General features: G+C 69.6%; 27 protein-coding genes. 2 read left to right on the forward strand and 25 right to left on the reverse strand.

Translation table 11 applies throughout. The features are described from left to right. Position 1: 1 nt before the first annotated feature. From LE181_RS01975 to LE181_RS01995, 5 genes are all read right to left on the reverse strand, one after another. Positions 2-337 carry a hypothetical protein gene (locus tag LE181_RS01975; RefSeq protein ID WP_225659119.1) on the reverse strand — a complete coding sequence of 112 codons (336 nt, stop codon included), beginning with the start codon at positions 335-337 and terminating at the stop codon, positions 2-4. Positions 338-420: 83 nt separating this feature from the next. Next, a complete protein-coding gene (locus tag LE181_RS01980; RefSeq protein WP_225659120.1) occupies positions 421-765 on the reverse strand; it encodes a hypothetical protein in 345 nt (114 codons plus the stop codon). Between the two features lie 74 nt (positions 766-839). Then, positions 840-1,439, reverse strand: a complete 600-nt coding sequence (locus LE181_RS01985) for a phage tail tube protein (RefSeq protein ID WP_225659121.1) — start codon at positions 1,437-1,439, stop codon at positions 840-842. Positions 1,440-1,503: 64 nt separating this feature from the next. Further along, positions 1,504-1,890, reverse strand: a complete 387-nt coding sequence (locus tag LE181_RS01990; RefSeq protein WP_225659122.1) for a phage tail termination protein — start codon at positions 1,888-1,890, stop codon at positions 1,504-1,506. Beyond that, entirely contained in the window at positions 1,890-2,201 is a 312-nt protein-coding gene (locus tag LE181_RS01995) for an HK97 gp10 family phage protein (RefSeq protein WP_225659123.1), read from the reverse strand. Before LE181_RS01995 ends, LE181_RS01990 begins: the two co-directional genes overlap by 1 nt. A gap of 262 nt (positions 2,202-2,463) precedes the next feature. Here LE181_RS01995 and LE181_RS02000 point away from each other — a divergent pair, with 262 nt between their 5' ends. Beyond that, the gene (locus LE181_RS02000; RefSeq protein ID WP_225659124.1) at positions 2,464-3,225 is read left to right on the forward strand and encodes a hypothetical protein; all 762 of its coding nucleotides are present in this window, start codon (positions 2,464-2,466) and stop codon (positions 3,223-3,225) included. A gap of 16 nt (positions 3,226-3,241) precedes the next feature. Here LE181_RS02000 and LE181_RS02005 read toward each other — a convergent pair whose 3' ends face one another. The 12 genes from LE181_RS02005 to LE181_RS02060 all read right to left on the reverse strand — a co-directional run bounded on the left by LE181_RS02005 (position 3,242) and on the right by LE181_RS02060 (position 13,710). Further along, positions 3,242-3,589: a hypothetical protein gene (locus LE181_RS02005; protein ID WP_225659125.1), complete on the reverse strand. Its 348-nt coding sequence runs from the start codon at positions 3,587-3,589 to the stop codon at positions 3,242-3,244. Then, the gene (locus LE181_RS02010; protein WP_225659126.1) at positions 3,586-3,864 is read right to left on the reverse strand and encodes a hypothetical protein; all 279 of its coding nucleotides are present in this window, start codon (positions 3,862-3,864) and stop codon (positions 3,586-3,588) included. The genes LE181_RS02005 and LE181_RS02010 overlap by 4 nt, the downstream gene beginning before the upstream one ends. A gap of 171 nt (positions 3,865-4,035) precedes the next feature. After that, positions 4,036-5,007 (reverse strand): phage major capsid protein, encoded by a 972-nt coding sequence (locus LE181_RS02015; RefSeq protein WP_225659353.1) that lies wholly within the window; start codon positions 5,005-5,007, stop codon positions 4,036-4,038. A 12-nt stretch (positions 5,008-5,019) separates the two neighbouring features. Then, positions 5,020-5,529: a hypothetical protein gene (locus tag LE181_RS02020; protein WP_225659127.1), complete on the reverse strand. Its 510-nt coding sequence runs from the start codon at positions 5,527-5,529 to the stop codon at positions 5,020-5,022. Between the two features lie 108 nt (positions 5,530-5,637). After that, on the reverse strand, positions 5,638-6,420 hold the full coding sequence (locus LE181_RS02025) for a VG15 protein (RefSeq protein WP_225659128.1): 783 nt from the start codon (positions 6,418-6,420) through the stop codon (positions 5,638-5,640). Continuing rightward, positions 6,417-7,811 carry a phage portal protein gene (locus LE181_RS02030; protein WP_225659129.1) on the reverse strand — a complete coding sequence of 465 codons (1,395 nt, stop codon included), beginning with the start codon at positions 7,809-7,811 and terminating at the stop codon, positions 6,417-6,419. The genes LE181_RS02025 and LE181_RS02030 overlap by 4 nt, the downstream gene beginning before the upstream one ends. Before the next feature lie 20 nt (positions 7,812-7,831). After that, positions 7,832-9,571: a terminase large subunit domain-containing protein gene (locus LE181_RS02035; protein WP_225659130.1), complete on the reverse strand. Its 1,740-nt coding sequence runs from the start codon at positions 9,569-9,571 to the stop codon at positions 7,832-7,834. Positions 9,572-9,598: 27 nt separating this feature from the next. Continuing rightward, positions 9,599-10,024, reverse strand: coding sequence for a phage terminase small subunit (locus LE181_RS02040; protein ID WP_225659131.1), 426 nt, complete (start codon positions 10,022-10,024; stop codon positions 9,599-9,601). A gap of 301 nt (positions 10,025-10,325) precedes the next feature. Then, positions 10,326-10,619 (reverse strand): HNH endonuclease signature motif containing protein, encoded by a 294-nt coding sequence (locus LE181_RS02045; protein ID WP_225659132.1) that lies wholly within the window; start codon positions 10,617-10,619, stop codon positions 10,326-10,328. A gap of 548 nt (positions 10,620-11,167) precedes the next feature. After that, complete coding sequence (locus tag LE181_RS02050) at positions 11,168-12,073, reverse strand: class I SAM-dependent methyltransferase (RefSeq protein WP_225659133.1); 906 nt, start codon at positions 12,071-12,073, stop codon at positions 11,168-11,170. A 25-nt stretch (positions 12,074-12,098) separates the two neighbouring features. Then, positions 12,099-12,293, reverse strand: coding sequence for a hypothetical protein (locus tag LE181_RS02055; RefSeq protein ID WP_225659134.1), 195 nt, complete (start codon positions 12,291-12,293; stop codon positions 12,099-12,101). Positions 12,294-13,077: 784 nt separating this feature from the next. Next, a complete protein-coding gene (locus LE181_RS02060) occupies positions 13,078-13,710 on the reverse strand; it encodes a hypothetical protein (protein WP_225659135.1) in 633 nt (210 codons plus the stop codon). Positions 13,711-13,864: 154 nt separating this feature from the next. On the opposite strand from LE181_RS02060, the gene LE181_RS02065 reads away from it, so the two are divergent. Further along, a complete protein-coding gene (locus LE181_RS02065; protein WP_225659136.1) occupies positions 13,865-14,317 on the forward strand; it encodes a hypothetical protein in 453 nt (150 codons plus the stop codon). Positions 14,318-14,345: 28 nt separating this feature from the next. On the opposite strand, the gene LE181_RS02070 is transcribed toward LE181_RS02065, so the two are convergent. The 8 genes from LE181_RS02070 to LE181_RS02100 form a co-directional block, all read right to left on the reverse strand. After that, a complete protein-coding gene (locus LE181_RS02070) occupies positions 14,346-14,540 on the reverse strand; it encodes a hypothetical protein (protein ID WP_225659137.1) in 195 nt (64 codons plus the stop codon). Further along, entirely contained in the window at positions 14,537-14,836 is a 300-nt protein-coding gene (locus tag LE181_RS02075; protein WP_225659138.1) for a WhiB family transcriptional regulator, read from the reverse strand. The genes LE181_RS02070 and LE181_RS02075 overlap by 4 nt, the downstream gene beginning before the upstream one ends. 207 nt (positions 14,837-15,043) lie before the next feature. Further along, positions 15,044-15,451 carry a hypothetical protein gene (locus tag LE181_RS02080; protein WP_225659139.1) on the reverse strand — a complete coding sequence of 136 codons (408 nt, stop codon included), beginning with the start codon at positions 15,449-15,451 and terminating at the stop codon, positions 15,044-15,046. Beyond that, on the reverse strand, positions 15,448-16,425 hold the full coding sequence (locus LE181_RS02085) for a mucin-2 (RefSeq protein WP_225659140.1): 978 nt from the start codon (positions 16,423-16,425) through the stop codon (positions 15,448-15,450). Before LE181_RS02085 ends, LE181_RS02080 begins: the two co-directional genes overlap by 4 nt. Before the next feature lie 69 nt (positions 16,426-16,494). After that, on the reverse strand, positions 16,495-16,914 hold the full coding sequence (locus LE181_RS02090) for a hypothetical protein (protein ID WP_225659141.1): 420 nt from the start codon (positions 16,912-16,914) through the stop codon (positions 16,495-16,497). Continuing rightward, positions 16,911-17,807 carry a YqaJ viral recombinase family nuclease gene (locus tag LE181_RS02095; RefSeq protein WP_225659142.1) on the reverse strand — a complete coding sequence of 299 codons (897 nt, stop codon included), beginning with the start codon at positions 17,805-17,807 and terminating at the stop codon, positions 16,911-16,913. Before LE181_RS02095 ends, LE181_RS02090 begins: the two co-directional genes overlap by 4 nt. After that, positions 17,804-17,926, reverse strand: coding sequence for a hypothetical protein (locus tag LE181_RS32045; protein ID WP_263868314.1), 123 nt, complete (start codon positions 17,924-17,926; stop codon positions 17,804-17,806). Before LE181_RS32045 ends, LE181_RS02095 begins: the two co-directional genes overlap by 4 nt. Next, a complete protein-coding gene (locus LE181_RS02100; RefSeq protein WP_225659143.1) occupies positions 17,923-18,237 on the reverse strand; it encodes a helix-turn-helix transcriptional regulator in 315 nt (104 codons plus the stop codon). The genes LE181_RS32045 and LE181_RS02100 overlap by 4 nt, the downstream gene beginning before the upstream one ends. Between the last annotated feature and the right edge of the window lie 213 nt (positions 18,238-18,450).

Raw genomic sequence — 18,450 nt, forward strand, 5'->3', positions numbered from 1 at the left:
GCTACGCGGGCGGGCCGGGGTGGCCGTTGATGATCTGCAACAGCGTCTGCGCCGCCGCTTCGCTCATGCGCGGGCGGTGGTCGCGGGTGCGGGGAACGCCGGGGCGCGGGACCGGCGAGGGCGCCTCCGGCTGCTTGCCGCCGCTGGTGTTGACCAGGGCGTAGTAGTGCGTGAGGCGGTTGACCGCGTCGATGGTCTGCGCGAGGAGCAGGTCAGTCTGGGACCAGCGGCCCCGGGACGGGTCGGCGTCCTCGGCCTGCGCGTCGAGGACGGGCGGCGGCGCGTTGTTGCGCAGGGCGGTCATGGTCGCTGCCTCGGGTGGCAGGTGCTCGATCATCACGCGTACCTGCCGCCAGGTGAGACGGCCCCGGTGCAGGTCCAGCAGATCCGTACCGGGGTAGTACCGCCGTAGGTCTGCCTCTACCGCTTCCGCATGCTCTTCGAGGACCCGGTGCGTCCACTGGACTTTCCCAGCGCCTCACCACTGGCCTCGGCGACCCGCGCGACCCACTCGCCGATCTCGTCCTGCGTCGGGTCGCCCTCGTACCAGGCATCGACGTCGTCGGGGTGAAGCACGCTCTCGGCGAACCGGTCGAGGTCACCAGCGTTCAGGGCGCGCAGGTGGGAGGCGCGCCAGCGCTGCGAGGGCAGGGCGCGCACCGGGTAGCCGGCCAGTTCCACCGGCACGTAGCCGGTGGTGGCGTCGGTCTCCTGCCCCGCCGTGGCGCGGTCGGTCGTGGACAGGGCGGTCGTGGTCACAGTCATGGGTCCTTAGAAGTTCAGCCGGCCGAGCCGGGATGGTGCGAGGAGGGCAAGCGGGGGCGGGAAGCTGGGGCGGGTCAGCTCTTGGGGGTCGGCAGGTCCTTCGGCACGACCGGGGCTTTCGCCGTGAACTGGTGGTACACGGTGTTGTTCGCAGCGTCCGGATAGGCGGTGATCTTCACCTCGTAGCCCACCATGTCCTCGCCCTTGTACTGGACGTCCGACCGGTCGGTGATCTCGCCCGACGGCACGTAGAAGCCTTCGAGCGAGTCGCCGTCGGCCACGATGAAGTAGAACGACCGGCGGTCCGGCGACGGGGACGCGCTCTCCGCGAACTTGGCCACGCCGTCAGGGCCGGGGGCAAGGTCGGCGGCCGGGACGCGGAACATCAGGCTCTTGACGACAGGGCTCTTCGTCTCCCACATCGTCACGCCGAAAGTCCGCACCGACTTGGTGACCTGGGTACGGAAAGCCGAGGTCACACCCCACGGGGTGAACTCCTTCGACTCCTCGTCAATGCCGTACTTCAGGCCGTCGTCGGAGATGGCGCCCAGGCCCGCCCAGGGGGCGGCGGGGACGCCGAGGGCGATCGGGCCGGCGGTGCCTTCCGGCGCGACCCAACCGCCGCCGTTCGCACCGACCATGGCCAGGTCGGCCGCACGGGTGATCTGAATCAAGAGGGCTTCCTTCGAAAGAGCAGGCCGCCGCCAAGGGTGGGCGGAGGCGAGGCGGAGCGGTGGTTCAGGGGTGCCGGTGCAGGCGGATCGCGTAGGTGGCGCCGATCCGCGTCACGGCCGGGTTCTCCCACGGCCGCCACGCCGGGGCGGAGACAGTGGAGGCAGCGGTGAACACCGCGGCGGCGGTCGGGACGACGGCTCCGGGCAGGGAGCCGAGAAGCGCGTCACGGGTACGGGCGGCCAAGCCGGCGGCCTGGGCCCTGGTGGCGGCGAAGGCGTCGATGTCGACCACGGCCAGGTCGAGACGGAACCCGTCGTCACCGCCCCCGATCCGCTGAAGTCGCAGGAGGGGGACGGCATGGTCCAGGTCGGCAGGGGCATCGGTGCACACCCGCACGCCCAGGTGGGGCGTGAGCCAGGCGACCAGTGCCGCTTCAGCGTCCGGCCACATCACGTGCCCCGGCCGCTGGTCGCGGCACGGAGAAGGGTGTGGTGTGCTGGGGCGCCGTCACCGCCGTACTCCACGAACCGTGCGTGACGGGCGACGTTGATCACGACGGCGCCCGTGCGGTCTTTGCGCACGCCCATCCGGCGCCGGGCCCACACCTCGAACGACGCCTTGTAGGTGCCGAATTCCACCGGGGCAGTAGCCTCGGCCACCGCCTTGATCTCCTCCGCACGCCCCACCAAGGCCCCTGTGATCACGGAGGAGTTGAGGAGCTGGCGGAGACCGGCGCGGTTGATCTTCACCTTCGGTGGCACGACGACAGCCCCTCTCTTCCAGGCACTGGCCGGTGGGTCGTGTACCAGCCCCCCCCCCCCCGCACACAGGCGTGGTCGGTACAGGCGGGGCGATCCATCAGCAGTTTCTGACCTGACGCCGGGTTGACCGATCCTGACGTGACCATGGCTGGATTGCCGCTACTCGCGGCATTGAAATGGCGACAAAGTGTGTTCGACGGTTGGCTCCTGGTCCAACCGTCATGGCTCGGCGGGCGTGGGCCCGCGGACACAAGGAGAGCGCGTGGCGTTATTTGAGAAGCACCCGGACAACACGGCCATCGACGCGCAGCTGCGCGGGTTCGGGATCGACCCCGCAACCATCGGCTCGCTGCCGGTCATTGACCCATCCACGATCCGCCCGACCATGTGGCCTGTCACGGGCACGCCGGGGAGAATGGGCTGGGGGGTTATTGGGCGGCACAAGGTGATGCGATACGACTTCGGGACGCCGACGTCGCTCGGCCCGGCCGTGTACAACCAGACGGCGGGCACGATCACGCGGGTCATCGGCGGCACCGAGACCATCGAGACATCGACCACCATGTCGATCTCCACGACAGTCGAATCATCCTTCTTCAACACCGTCAGCGTGTCGGTGACCGCCGGCTTCTCGCAGACCTGGTCCAGCTCCAAGACCTGGAAGGACGAACTGACGGTCCCCATCCCCCCCGGCCGCATGATGTGGCTGGAGCTGAAACCGGTCATGCGCATCCTCGATGGCGACTTCGTCAAGTTCGTGTCGGCTATGGGCACAGCTTCTGCTCAGCGGTTCAGTGGAACGGTCACGGCACCGGGATTGGAAGGAACCCTCCAGGACGTGATCGTGGTGCGCGAGGCAGCGATCACTGACCGCCTGGCGGAGGGCCTGAGCTCGGCCGCCGAGAACGCGCAGGTGCGCCGGAACGGCGACGGAACGCTCTCTCTGCCCGGCTTCGTGGCTGCCGCCCTACTGGGTGAAGACGCTAAGAGCACGGACGTGACAGACCAGGTCCGGCCCGCCTAAAGAGCTGGCGCAGGGGCTAACCCGTGATGCGGCGTGCGGTGATCTGCACACCGGCGGTGGTGCCGGTGAGGGGTGACCGGTAGACCTCCACCGGCCCGTGGACGGTGTAGGTCAGGCCACGGATGCGGAGGCGGTCAGTGGGGCGGACGTCCGCCGCCGGCGGGGCAAAGATCACCAGGTGTTCGACCACGGTGTCCCGCCCCCCGACCGTTTCGCTTCCGGACCGCGGGGCGATCGAGCAGCCGGGCACCGGGTGCTCTTCATCGGGCCCGTGCACGTCGTTGCCGTACACGTCCCGCACCGGGGCGCCGGGACGCAGGACGGTGACTACCTCGCCGAACCCGGGGGTGGGCGCATTGATCACTGTCCGTACCACCAGGGCAGATCCCATGACGCCGGGCGCCCCGGGGGCGGTCCCGCTGTTGCGGAGGTGGGGTTGATCGAGAAGGCGCCGCCGCGGCCGGCCATCAGCTTCAAGGACCGGCGCTCGTCACGGGTCATGTACAGACCGGCCTGCGACTGGGGCCGCTGGACGCTGTACGGGCCGACCGTTTCCGACACAATCCCCTGCGGGTTGGCGTACGCGCGGGCGGCCACAGAGAGGACGACGGCGCCGGCGCCCTCGGGAAGGGGGCTCACCACGGCCAGGCACAGGGCCTCGGCCTGCGTGATGATCAGGGCTGCCCGCTCTTCCTGGACGTCTTGGCCGAGGAAGTCGGCGAGGTGCTGAGGCGCGACGCGCGACAGTGCCGATCACCTCCTCCCCAGACCCTCGAGGATGGTAAAGGAAAGGTAAATCGCTGAAGAGGGTCAGCTCTTCGGCGGCGCAGGGGTGGCGCCAGGGGCGGCGTAAGTGACGAACGCGTTCACATCGCCGATCGCGAACCCGTAGTGGGCCTCCGCAAGCAAGAGAATCAGGTTTTCCTGGAAGGCCGAATGGACGTGTCCGTCGGCGTCAACGTAGGTACCAACATCGGTGCTCTTGATCGTGATGTCCATGCCCGAGCCGTAGATGGCCTGATCCCAGTCGCCGGCGATCGCGCGGAGACCTGTATCGGCGGTCGTGGACTGTCGGGCAAGCTTTCCGCCCACGCCCCGGTTGTAGGCGATGGGGTAACCGATAAGGGTGCCGCGTGAGACGGTCCCCGGGGTGGCAGGGTCCTGCACGAAGATGGGCCTGCCGGTGGTGTCGGTAGCGAGCTGCATTTCGGGCTTCAGCAGCGGGTCTGCGATGAAACCGGTGGTGTCATGACCAGCGGCGGCGACCAGCTTGGTGCCGGTGACCAGGTCGGCGTAGATGCCGCCTTTGGCCTGGGCAGTCGTCCCCAGCGTCATGGCGTTCGGGGTGGCCGTCAGGCAGTCTTCGAACGGACCCCGTGCGCCGCTCATGGTCTTGCCGTGGATAGCCGCGCGGTCGAAGGCGCGGCCCAGTGCAGTGGGTAGATCGTGCTGGAGCTGTTCGTACAGACCGGCTGCATTGGTCATGGCGACCTCATGCGACACGGCAACGAGGACGGCAACCTTCTTGCCTCGCATCTTGCGCATGCCGATGCCGCTGCTACCCAGCGGCTTGGCGCCACCTTCGTCTACCCAGTCGGCCATGGGCACGTCGCCGGGGATGGGGATAGCGGTCGAGGAATTGAGGGGAAGGGGAACCTTGCGGGCGAGCTGCATGACGGCCGAGTTCTCCACCGCCTTGGTGAAGATCGGCCCGGTGATCTCCGGGGGGAGGAGCTGGGCGGGGACGCTTCCGGTCTGTATGGGGGCGACGGCGGTGGAAATGAGCGAACGTCCTTAATGGTGCAGGGAGTTATGGAGGATTCCGGCGAACATCTGCGCTGGGTCGGCTGCGGCCCGCTGGCCGGAGGAGCCCTGAGTCGGGTCCGGCTGCATCAGGGGCCGACCGGGGCCCGCGTCGGCGGGCGCAAGGTCGGACAGGAAGGCGTCGGCGTCCGCCTCCAGCTCCTCCCGCGTGGTGCCGATCAGCCGTGCGGCTTGCCCAGGTGTCAGCCCCTTGGCGTGGGCGACCTGCGCGCGGACAAGCTCCGCGCGCGCCTGGTCGGCTAGCCGTTCGGCCGCCTCGGCTCGTTCGGTGAGTCGCTGGGATTCGGACTTGCCGGCTTCCTGGAGCTGCTGCAGCTCGGCTGCAGCGGGCTCTAGTTCGGCGAGGCGCGCGGCGCGGCCGGCCAACTCGGCGGTAAGGCGCTCAATCTCCGCACGGGCGGCGGCGGGGTCCTCCCACGGATGCGGGTCAGCGCCCACGGAGGTCTCGTCCGGAACGGCGGTGGGGTCAGGATGGGACATGGGTGATGGCCTCCGGGCGGGCAAAAAGCCCCGTCACTGGGGCAACGGGGCTTGATGGGAGAGACAAAAGCGGGGCGGAAAGAGGCCCTGGGAACGGGACAGTGGGTGTCAGGCAGCCTGGCCGGGACCGCGGCCGCGGCCGTACTTCGCATCGAAAGCACGCCGGAAGGCTCGAAGCTTTTCGGTGCCGTACACGCCGTGCGAGGCGTCGTAGTACAGCTCTTCCCACTCAGCGACCTGGGGTTCGTCCTCGGACGCCCGGCCGCGGAAGACGGGTTCGGCCGAGCAGGCGCACCGGTCGTGGTACGGGTCGCCACTGCTCGTGCTGACCGCCCGCTTCCGATCGCCGTACAGGAGTCCGCGGATGGCAAGGAGGGCGCAGAAAGCGCAGCAATTCCCGCCGGTTACGCGCACCCATCCGACGGCTTCAGGGTCCGCGCGGGTGGCCTGCTCGATCGTGCGGCGGCCGGCCTGTGCGGCGAGCCGTTGTACGGCGGCAAGGTCGCGTTCCTGCTGCGTGCGGCGCCACGCCTCCACCGCCTCCGCCCCGTCCTCGTCACGCGGTCGGGATGCGGCGGTCCGGCGCACGGCGCTGCGGGCGGCGGTGATCTGCGCAACGGGTGGCGGGGCGGCCACCGTCGCGGTGAAGGAGCCCTTCACGTCGGCGGCCCGGCGGGCTTCGTCGTAGTAGTCGGCGGCGAGGGAGGCGGAGGCCAGGCCGTATGTGTGGACGATGCGCCCGACCGTTGCGGACCACGCCCGCTCGCTCTCCGGGTCCGGTGTCACGGCTTGGTGGCGCGCCCATGCCGTCAGGTACTCCGTCCGCAGGACCCGTGACAGGGCTTCTTGTCTGCGGCGGTGTGCGTCGGCGAGTGCCCGAAGGATCTTCATGCGGCGGCCCGGTCGTCAGCGGTACCGGTGCGGCCGTCGCCGGTGAAGGTGCGGGCGATCTGGTCCAGGGCGTCCCGGCCGACGCTGCGGGCCCGGTCGGCGGCGATGCGCTGGCGCTGGGCCCGGTCGATGCCGGCGCGCTCCAGCGTGATCTCCGAGTCCGCGGGCAATATGCCGGCGGCCACCAACTTGGTGGTGGCGTCGGCCTGGGCGGCCACCGTCGGGGTGGAGGGGTCGCGCCATTGAACGTTGACGGCAGGTACGGGTGCGGTGGCGCCCGTGAGTTGGAGGGCGAGGCGCATCGCGCGCGACCACGGGCCGGAAAAGCTCCGTTGACGTCGTTCGGCTTTCTTGATCAGCCGCGCCTCGGCGCTGCGGATGGCCTCGGCGCTCGCCGGGTTGTCAGTGGTGTACCCCAGCATGTGGGCGGGCAGGGCGGTCACGCCGGCGACGAGCCGGGCGTAGGTGTCGACAATGCGGCCGTAGACGCCCGGGTCGTAGGCCGGGAACTGTCCGACCTGCGGGACCTGGCCGTCCTCGTCGCGCTCCAGGGCGAGGTAGCGGCCGATGTAGGTCTCCCACGCGCTCCGCTGCGTGCCATCCGGCCCCTGAAAGCTCCCCTCGGAGGCGCCGAGGACGTACCGCTGCGGGGCGGCGAAGAACTCGCGGGCGATCTCCTGACCCAGGAGGGTCCGGCACGCGGCGTCGGTCAGGGCGCGCACCTCTTCGGTGATCTCGGACGAGCCGCGGCGGTCGGCGATCCGCTGCCTGTTGGCGAGGCGGATCACGGGGACCACGCCGAGGCTGTGAGGCTTTCGGTCGGCAACCGTCCACCCGGCCCCGGAGCCTTCCAGGTAGACCGTCTGGTCCGGCAGGTAGAGAGTGGCGGACCTCTGGGAACCCGCGCTGATCAGCCGCAGGGCCGCGCGCACAGTGCGCGTCCTGGCGTCGTAGTCCACGCTCATGTGCTGCGGCGACTCCACCGACACCAGCGGATCGCCGTAGTCGTCCACGCCAACGGAGAGGTAGCTGTGGCCGTAGACCAACGCGTCCTGGTGGGCAAGCTGCGATTCCACAGCTAGATCATTGGCGTCCCAGATCGCGTTCAGCGCGTCCTCCGCGCCCTGGTCACGTGGGCACCGGACGTCGTCAATGTCGAGGCGTTCGTCCAGGGCGTCCACGATGATCCGGGGCCAGCCGGTGACGGTCCGGATGGACTGAAGCGCCGGCGGAATGGCGATGCCCAGGTTCGCCATGCGGGACAGGCCGGTGAAGTAGTCGTCCAGGGTCCGCAGGCGCCACATGTCCTCGGTGGCCGTCGCGGACAGCAGGGTGACAGCGTCGCGCTCGGCGTCCGACAGGGACAGGGAGGGCAGGGCAGGGGCGGGCAAGGGGATTCCTCCCCTCGCACTCAGCCGAGGACGATCACGCGTCCTTTACCGCGCGCCCGGGGGCGCTTGCCGTATTTGCTGCTGGTGATCACTAGGCGGCGCAGCATGCGCGCGCCGACCATGCACACGGCGAGGTCGATCTTCCGGGAGGACGCTCGGTGTTCCTTGCCGATCGTGATGCCGAAGGCGTTCGTGCGCCGCCGCGCGTTGCGGACGTGGGTGCGCATGATCTTGTGGCCGTCGTGGGTCAACTGGCGTTCGAGAATGTCGACATGGGCGCGTTCCACAGCGTGGGTGAATTCCTCCTGGCGGCGCCGGTCGCCGCCCATGTCCCACTCAACGGCATGCCGGCGGGAGCCGGTGGTCGTGGCGTGGGCCAAGAGCCGGGCGCCGTAGCGGTCCGCCCACGTGTCGATGAAGCGGTCCCAGTAACGGCGGCCGTCGTCCTGGTCCTCGCCGGTGCCCGGGTCGGCGAAGAACGCGAGCACCCGGAACCGGGCGAAGGCGTTGTCCACCACTCCGTCGACGTCCTCGCGCGGGACGTTCCACACGTCGGTCTGCGGCGGGCGCTGCCACACCCCAAGGGTGGTGACGTGGCCGTCGGACATGCGGCACGCCACCAGGCCGGTGGCGTCGTCACTCTTGGAGCAGTCGAGGAACAACACGACCTCGTCACCGTCGGACAGGACCAGGTCGGGGCGGGCGCAGGCATCCCACTCGTAGGGCGCGCACCACGCGTCCTCGGCGGCCGTGACCTGGTTGTACCAAAAGCGCCTGGACCGTGAAGCGGGGTTCCGAACGTCGAGGATGGACGCCACGATGCGGTCGATGTCCAGCCAGGTGGCATCCCCGCGGACGGCTTTAATGACCTTCGGCGCCCACGCGGCGTTCAGCTTCGCGCCGGGCGGGGCCTCCAAGGAGTCGTAGAGAAGACCGGTGTCCACGGCGCGGCCGGCCTGGGCGTCCTCCCACGCCTCCCGGGTCCGCTCCGCGACGCTGTCCTCCCCCGGCTCGTAAGCATTCGTGATGGCCAGGCTGCGCGCGGACCCGTCGGCGCTCTTGGTCGCGTTCCTCTCCAGGACGGCCGCCATCTCATGACCCCCGTTGGTCGACAGCCAGTGATGCGGCTCGTTGATCAAGCTCCACGATGCCCTGGAGCCCTCCAAAGCACGCGGCGACGAGGTCACGGCCTCGATCCGGGCGCGGCCTTTGTGAGCGTAGATGACCTCTTTGCCGAGGTCGATGGAGTACTCCTCCATGGCCCTCTGAGTGAAGAGCCCGGGAAAGATCATCATGGTGTTGCGGGTCTGCGCCTGCGTGACCGCGGCGAGCATCACCCAGGGCTCCGGATGAGGCACGCCCAGGGGCTGGCCTTCCGGTACGCCGGAGGGGTCATGGGGACCGGCGGCGCGCCCCGACGGCCGGCACGGGCCCACGAATTCGACCGCCGCGTAGGTCGCCGCGAGCGGGTCCTTCCCGTGCCCCTTCAGCCGCTGGAACACCGCGTCCCGGTAGAGGAATCGATTCGTCTCCGGGTCGATGGCGTAGTACCAGAGCGTGAAGCGTGCCTGTTCCGGGGTGTACCTCCAGGGCATACCGGCGGAGTGCTGGAGGTACTCGGCGGTCCACGACAGGACGTGCCACCCCAGGGAGAACTCCGGCAGCACGAATCGGCCGTCCTCGCCGCGGCGCCAGGTGGGGCCGATGATCACCGGTTCGATGATGTCCGGCGGGAGGTCCTCGTCAGCAGGGGCGGTCACGGTGGCCACCCCCTTCCGGGGTCAGGCTCAGGTGCCGAGGGCAGCCCGGTAGTTGGCGATGGCGGTCACTCCCGCCGGGGTCTCCTGTTCAGCCGGGGCGCGCTCCAGCTCGATTCGCACCCGGCGCCGGGCGCCTTCAGTGGTGAGGAGTTCAGTCATGGCGGAGGTGACGGCGGCGAAGAGCTGGGCGGAGAATCGACCGGTGTCAAGGTTCCGGCTCATGGCCTCGGCGACGTACCGGGCGGTGGCGACGTCGGAAGGCTCGTAAAACTGGGACTGCCCGGAGGTTCCCAGGGAGAGGTACCAGTCACGGGCGATGGCGTGCCAACTCGGCTCGGGCTCGGGCCACTCGACCGCGCCGGGTGCGGACGCAGCGCGAACCGGCTCGGTGACGTCCTTGTTGCGCCGACGCCGTTCAACGGAACGCTTCGGTACGGGTCCGCGGGAACCCACACGATCACCTCCGATAGCTGCTGCGCGCCTGGGAAAAGGAGCGGGAAACCGCCCGCCGGACGCCCCGGTTGGCCGGCCGCCGTGGCGGCGGGTTACTCGTCGGCGGGCGGTTCCCGCGCGTTGCCACACGACCTCGGCAGACCACTCCGAGTAACGGCGGGGTGCGTGATGCACGGGCAACGAGTCGAGGGGCCCCGGTTGACGGGCTCGGAAACCCGTACAGACGGACAGGTGCATTGCCCATCGCCCTGGGTCGGAGCCGGGGAGGGGGGTCACCCCCCAGGGGTGGACGGCAGGCCCATCACTCAGGGTGATCAAGGCGGCCGGGGTGGGGGTCGTCGGGGCGGCGCCGGCCGGGGCGGCGGGCGCGGCCGGCAGCGCCTTCGGCCGCGCTCTTCTGGGCGTGGCAGGGGCCGCATACGCCCTGTAGAGCCCGGTCACGGTGGTCGTCGGTCATGGCCTTGACGTGGTCGACCTGCGTCGACCGGCGGACGCCACAGATGCGGCACACCGGGTCGCGGGTGAGGATGCGGGTCCGGATGGTGGACCAATTGGACGGTAGCCGCGCCTTACGGTCGCTCGCCTGCCAGGCCATCGATACTCCGTTCCAGGCGTGCGCTGCCCTGCGAACCTCACCACTGCACGCCTGGGGTTGAAGCCTTCCCTACCGCCAACCGTGCGCCCAGGCTGATGCCTTGGAGCCTGCGTCGGCTCCATCTACCGGGTCCATCCGGAAGGAGTCGCCTTGCCTATCCTCGGCCAGTCCAACTGGCGTTGGTGCAACAAGTGCTACGGCCTGTGGTTTAACGGATTCCCTACCAACGGACGGTGCCCAGCTGGAGGCGCCCACACCGCTTCGGGAAGCGGTGACTACCTTCTCCCCGTCCTCGACACGCCCCACCCGGTGGCAGCCGCCAACGAGGAGAACGAGAGCGACGACGGAGCGGAGTCCTAGGCGCTGCGGGGACTGCGCGGGCTTTCAACCCCGTTCGGCTCACCCCCGGAAGGCGGGGGTCGGTTACTAATGGGCGGCGCAGTCCCTGGTGGTCCCGGCCGGAGTCGAACCGGCTTCCCCGGGTACGGTGCGGGAGCCTCCATGGTGGCGGGTCCTAGCAGTCCCGGCGGGGCCGGGATGGCGGTGGGTCAAGGGGTCGACAGCGCGGCCGTGGCCTTGCGGGGGTCGCCCTTGACGAAGGTCAGCACGTACTGGTGGTGGCGACCGTGCTTGCGGGACGCGCGCCACTGGGCGCCGAGCCGCATGGGGACGGTGCCGAGGGTGTTGACCAAGATCGCGTCGTTGTAGAGACGGGCTCCGGCCGCTTCGTGAGCGGCGATGGTGAGCGGCATCAGGCCGCGGGCGGTGCCCGTGCTGTTGCGGACCTCGCCCACGACCCAGGTGGCGAACCTGTGCGGCGCCAGGCAGCGGACGGTCTCCGCGATGATCGCCCGGTACGCCTCGGCGAACTCGCGCCACCGCATGGCAGATAGGTCTGCCGGGTGGTCGCTGTAGCGCTCAAGGTCGTGGTACGGCGGGCAGGTGAAGACGTAGTCCGCGTGGGCCGTCGGGAGTTCGGGGAGTTCCTCGAGGGCGTCGCCGTGAATCCATCGGGGCTCGGTGGCGAGCAGGTCGCGGGTTCGCCAGTCGGCGGCGGCTTCCTCGTTCGCGTCGATCTGGACGGGCGACAGGTCGATACCGGTGTACCGGAAGCCGCCGTTGGCGGCGACGAGGCCGCGCACGGAGCCGCCGGCGAAGGGGTCGAGGATTTGCCCGCCGTCCGGGCAGTACCAGGTGTAGGACGCTTCCGCGAGGACGGGGTCGAAGGTGGACAGTCCGCCGTTGACGTCGGCGAGCCTCCGGCCGAAGGAGCCAGCCGTGTTGAACGTGGTGATGTCACGCCCTCGTCGGCTGTGCAGCCCGAGGTCTTCCCAGGCGCGGCGGCGGTCTCGCCATGGGCCCAGGTCTGTCCGGAGGATGGAGAAGGGCTGTATGCCCGGCAGGGTGCGCCCGGTGGAGACGGGGGCGGCGTCGATCAGAGCGAGCTGTGACACGGGGCGCGACCTTTCGTGCGGGCGCTCACGCTGCCGTGGTGCCCCGCTGAGTCACGTAGTCGCGGACTTCGCGCAGGTCGACCAGGGACCGGCCGGCCTGGTCGTAGCCGTTGTGTTGGACGTGGCCGCGGCGTATCCACTGGCGGACGGTGGCGGGCGTGACGTGGAAGTGGTGGGCGGCGGCGACGGTGTCGCAGATGACGGGGGTGGTTGGGGACACGTGCGTCTGCCTCCGCCTGGCTACGCGAAAGCCCCTCCGGCCCGGGGGGGGAGGGGCCGAAGGGGCTTTCTGGCTTGTTCATCCCGGTATGCGGGCATACGGGGGGTGCTGCGATTGAGTGTGACACGGTCCGCGGGAATCCCCAAACACACATGGGCGCCCCGCGGTGGCGCCCATGCGCCCTGCCTTCCAGGCCAGGTTCGACCACACCCTTAGAGCATGAGTGACAGCGCGCTTTGGGTGGCGGGGCTTACTGCCGCTACCGCTGTCTTAGCCAGTTGGGTGACAAGCCGGGGGCACATCCAGGCAGCGCGTGTACAAGCCGAGGCCGTCGCAGAGACTCAGGAAGCCGCACGACGCCGCGATGCCCGGCGGGACGCTTACCTCGCTTTTGTCGAGGAAGCACACCGCATGGGGGTCGGGTACCGAGAGGTCCCTAGTCTCTTGCAGATAGAAGATGCTGCACGACGGAAGGACTCCATCGAGCAACACCGGCGTCAGCTACGCGAAGAGTTCGGTCGCTATAGGCACTGCGCAGCACTTGTTGAACTGGATGGGCAGGCAGAGATCATCGAAGCCGTTCGCGCAGTATCTGAAGCCTCGCGAGCGGTGTACATGGCACTGGGTGACATAGCCAGAGGAACGGCAGCGCCCTCCGCGTTCTTCCCGTTGATCAACTCCTACTGGAGAGCAGTGACAGCGTTTGTGGAACAGGCGCGAACGGAACAGCCTTGACACTGCTGGCCGGGACGCTTTGTGCAGGCGTGAGATGTGGCTGCTCCGTTCAAACCGCTAGGGCGAGTGCAGCGCCTAGATCGATCGCGTCCCAGGTCGTTCCGCACCACCGGCACGTGACGGTGGTCGCGCCGGGGATGTAGCGCAGGACGGCGCCGCACGCCTGCGTGTGGTCGTCGGGTGCGGAGGCGGGGCAGTACCCGATGCGGCGGGGGCGTTTGGCAGGGTCGAGGAGGCCGGTTGCGTCGCCGTGCAGGTCGGCAATTTCGCGTGCGAACTCGTCCACGGCCGGGTGCTTCTCGACGGCCCAGGGCAGGTTGGTGCGCAGCGCTGCCGCGGCCTCGACGAGCGGGTCGGTCCGGTAGGCAGGGGGCGGCCAGTCGAGGTGGTCGTGCCAGTCGGCCAGCCAGCTGTCCAGGGTGGCCGTGGCGGCGGTGATGCGGTCGAGGATGCCGAGGCGGAGCGGTGCCGACGGTTCCGTGGCGGCGCGCCCCCGGGGCCCACTGGACGCCGGACCAGTGCCGGGGGTGAGCAGTCCGTGAAGGTCGTGAATCAGGTCCGGAAGCTGATCAAGGTGGGCCGTGATGCGTCGTTCGCAGGGGCGGCATGCGTACCGGTGCAGCTCGTCGGCCCACAGGGGACGAGCACAGATGGTGCAGGCGGGACCAATTAGGTTGGTCATGATCCTCCTCGAAGAGAATGACTTCAAACGCGTTAACGGAACGTGGATTAACTTTCAGGAACGCGCTACACGCGCCACCCGGCCGGGCGGTTTGAATCGGGTATTTCTGCACCTGCACCCTCGGGCGCATAGCCTCACATAGCAGCATCCATAGATGCGACGAGAGGATGGATATATGCGGCGTGTGGGCTCTGTGGTAGCAGGTGCGGTCAGTCTCGTCGTCGGCCTCGCTGGCCCCGCATGGGCGGGGCAGGTCGACAGTGCCGAAGCTCAGGCCAGTTGGGCAGACTCCGCCCACATCAGCTTCACTTGGGCCGACAGGAACTACTTCCACAGCGGAAGGCTCACCGTCTCGGACAACACCTGCGACGCCCGAGTGGCTTACGCGAAGGTCTGGATTCGCCTCGGCAATGGACAAGAGTTCAACCTCGGAGAGAAGTACAACCGAGGGGAATGCAAAAGCACAATCACCTTCCGGAATGTCGGATACAAGAACGCAGAGGGCATTCAGCGCGTTTGGCTTGAGATCTGCCGCCAGGTCAAATGGGGAGGGGATCAATGTGAAAACGGGAAGTACTTCGCGAGCAATCCCTACTATCGACCTTGACCCGAAGGAACCCCTGACCATCTCTCCCTTAGTCGGCAGTTTGGGCGATAGCTTGTTCGGGAGTGATCTCTCCGGTGCATAGGGCGCGCAGCACGGTGACGATCTCCGTGCGCCGACGAGTGGTGCACAGGAGGGTGTCGGCGATGTGGGCGGCGGTGGCGAGCCGCTCGTAAAGGTCGTCCAGGCGTTCGTCAGTGATGGTGGTCGCGGTGTACCGGGTCATGCAGCCGCCTTCGTGTGCGTGGCGAGTCGGCGAGTGGTGGGGCGGTAGTTCTGTTCCGCCTCGGTGCGCCCGCCCCAGATCCCCCACTCCCGGTGGTCGCGGGCCCAGGCGGCGCAGGTGGTGCGGATGGCACAGCGGAAGCAGATGGCCTGGGCGGCGGCCACGCGCGCGGTGGTTTCGGCCGGCTGCTCCTGCCGGTCCGGGGGGAAGAAGTGTTCAGGTTCGTCTGTGCAGGGAACCCGGTATTCGTCGCTGCGGGGGACGTAGGGCGGTGGGGTGATCTTGATCAGGGGCACAGGGTGCTTTCCGGGTCGGTCGCCAGGCAGGGGTTGGCGGGAGGCTTCGAACGGCTGGACGGGCCCCTGGAGCGTCTTCACGGGTGCCCGGCGGGAAAGGGGTGCCGTGGCTGTGTCGCGAGGTCAGACGGGCCGTTGTGGCTGTTCGTGGCTTTGTTGGAGCCGCTGAGGCGGTTGGGAGTGGAGAGGCGGGGTGAATTACAGGTGTCAGGGGCGGAGTTCCTTGGTGACGTGTCGGCCGGTGGCGGCGAGGAGTTCGGCTAGGGGGCGGCGGCGGGTGGTGGGGTCGGCGGCGCGGATGCGCTGGGCGCGGACGGCGGCGAGGTAGGCGGGGATGTCGTCGGGGTCGGCGTCGGGGATCTCCGGGGGCTGTCCGGGTCCGTGGATGTGGCGGGACCGGCCGGCGCGCAGCTCGCGCACCTTGGCCGTGATCTCGCCGACGGCCACGAAGGCTTTGCCGCTGTCCACGAGGGCAACGACGGCGGCACGGGCGTCGGCCAGGTTGTAGGGGGCGAGGACGTCGTGCCAGGCGTCGGGGGTGTACTCGTCGAATCGCTGTCCGGGGCAGATGGCGCGGACGTAGCGGGTCAGGGCAACCGTTTCTTCAGGGGTCACGCGGTCAGGGCTTTCTGTGTGTCGGTCTCGGCGGCGCCTTCGGCAGCCATGCGGGCGCGGGCGCGGTCCAGGGCACGAGCGAACTGGTCGTCGCTGGCCGTTTGATGCCGGTCCACGAACGGGCCGGGCAGGGGCGCGGCGGGTGCGTCCGCGGGGGTGTCGGGGAGGGCATCCCAGACGCGCAGCAGGTAGCGGATGGTCCTCGGCGGGTTGGCGGGGTTCCATGCGCGGCGTGCAGCGTCCACGAGCCGGTCGGTGGGGATGCGGTCGAGGTGCCGGTGGAGTGCCTCGCGGTCGGCACTGTCGGTCCGCCACCCCACGTGGCACCCGGCCGCGGTGAGCTGGTCGGCAAGGGTCTGCGCGAAGGCAGGGACGCCGGCCGCCTCCGGCCCGGCCGCTGTGCGCTGTGGGGGGTGAAGGGGGGACTGTTCTATCCCGTCAGGGATAGAACTCGGGTCGGGACGGGTCGGGTCTACGTGCGCGCCCGCGAGGCGCCCGGCGTGACGCACCTCGTTGACCTGCGGCGCAGCCGGAGAACGGGGGGTCGAATCGGCGTCGTTTCGCGTCCGCTTCGGCCGTGATCCGGTGGCAGATCGGGCGCGGTTCGCATCCGGAGCGACGGCGGTTTTCGCCGCGCGTGCCTGCCTCTGCCGCTCGGCGGCCCGGTCGCGGTCGGCGTGGACGCGGGCCCGGGAGGGGTTGGAGGCGAGGAAGTCGTGGACGAGGTAGTCGCCCGGGTCCGGCTGCGGGCAACGTGCGCACTCGTGACCGGCGGTGTGCAGGAGCCCGACGGCGGACAGCTTGCGGATCTGCGGCGCGGTCCCGTACTCACGCACGATCGCCCCCGGGACGACGCCGTCCGTCAGGTGCTGTCCTGCATACGAGATCACTCGCACGAGCAGGCCGGCGGCGGCGTTGCCCGCCCTGATGATCTTCGGGTGTGAGTGGAAGCCATCGTCCAACCGCGCCCACATGATTCTGTTCCCTCCCCTGGTACTGACTGACTGCATGCCGTCCGCCGACCCCCGCGCCGGCGGACGTGTTCACGCCGCGGGTGCTGTCTCCCCTGGTGTCGCGGTGATGCGGTAGACGCTGATGCGGTGGCCGTGCGTCGCCGGCGACGTGCTCGGCACCGTCCGGCCGGTGGCGGTGATTGCGCCGGACGCAGCCAGGCCGCGCACCGCGGCGCCGAGGAGGCCGTGGGGCAGGTCCGGGAGCTGAGGGCGGAAGTCGTTCGCGGAGAACTCCTCAGCCATCAGGCCGTGGTCGAGGATGAGCGCCTGCACCAAGGTGAGTTGATCGCGCCCGGCCGCCGCGCGGATGCGGGCGAGCATGCGGTTGGCGCGCCGCTCGGCACGGAACTGGTCAAGGTGCACTGCGCCCGGCCGGGCGCCTTCCCCAGCCGTGATGGCGGCGTCGTCCCGAACGGTGTGGACGGCGGCGGCCTGCGTCGAGCTGGTCATGATGCCTTCATGTAGGTGCGGTTGGGGATGAGGGAACGGGTGGTGCCGTCGGGGCGCACGGACCGGGTGGCGACCGTCTGTCCGGCCGCGCGGCAGTGGCGGGCATCGCCCATCACAGCCAGGACGGCGGCAGCGAGGTCCGTTTTCCGGGCGGCGGCGCGCTGGGAGGCGAGGACCGCCGACCGGTACGCCTCGGCGAGGTCCGGGGCGATGTCGACATCGCCCACCGGGTCCGGCAAGTGCCGTTCACCAGGGGACGCGGCCGGGGGCTCATCCGACGGCGGCGGCTCACCCGCGGCGATGCTGCGCAGGAACTCGGACGCCGCTTCCCTCAGCGCCTCCGCCTCGGCGGCGTCGTAGGGGACGGTGTATTCGCGGTAATCCTGTCCGGCCACCAGGACCGCGACGTGTGCGACGTCGAGGCCGAGGGTGTCGAGCTGCCAAAGGACCTGGCACCGGTAGTAGACGGGTACGCCGTCGACCCAGTCGTCTTCGTGGCGGCTGGTCTTGATCTCCAGCAGGGCCGCCGGCCCGCCGTCGGCGGGGGTGATGATGCGGTCCGGGGTGGCGCGCTGCCAACCCCTGTCCCGGTTGGCCCACGTGCCCGTGGCGTGGACAGCGAGGTCCGGGTGGGCTTCCGCGAAAACATCGGCGATCACCGGCTCCAGGCGGGTGCCCCACTTCATGGCGGCCGGCGATGTGACCGTCTTCGCCGGGGCGGCCCCGGCCTTCCGGTGCCACAGGGACGAACGGGTCCGCCAGGGCGAGAGCCCCACGACGGCCGCAACCTCAGTGGCGGTGATGACGAGACCCGAGCGGGCGCGGTCCCACTCGGCCGTGCCCGGGACGAAGGTCCCCAGGAGTCGGGCGGCGGATATCTGCGGCGCGGTCATCGGGCATCACCACCGCGGTGCCGGCCGCCCCGACGGCCGGGCGCACCCTCGTTGCGGACGAGCCACGCCGCGGTCGCACCGCCGACGAGCAGGAATCCGACGATGGCCCAAGCGCTCATGCCGCCCACCGCTCACCCACACGGCGGCCGGACCGGTCGCGCCGCGCCGCCTGGTTGAGCGGGTTCAACTCCGGGTTCGACCGGGAGTCGGCCGCCTCGCACGCGTCCAAGTAGGCGTCGAGTTCCGCGAGCCGGTAGACAACGTGGCCTTCCATGCGGAAGGACTTCGGCCCGCGGCGGCGGTGGCGCCAGGTGCGCAGGGTCGGGATGGCAACGCCGAGGTAGGCGGCGGCCTGCGCAGTGCGGAGTACGGCAGGCCGGATGGCGTACCCCCGGGCCGCGGATGAGCCGTTGACGGCAGCAGTGATCACAAAACCCCCCTGGGTTCAGCGGGGACCTTGTTGCACCCCGCGCCATCAATTTAGACAACGAAGTGCAACGAAACAAGCGATCAAAGCCATTCGATTGACATCGTTGGACTCATGGCGTTCCATGGCGTTGCGGCGCGTTCCCATGCGTTGCAGATCCAAAGAGGGGGGACGTACCTTGGCTAGGACCAGGGAAACCACGGGCCAACGACAGGG

Origin of the sequence: Streptomyces sichuanensis, from assembly GCF_020328095.1 — a bacterium.
Taxonomy (GTDB): Bacteria; Actinomycetota; Actinomycetes; order Streptomycetales; family Streptomycetaceae; genus Streptomyces; species Streptomyces cinnamoneus.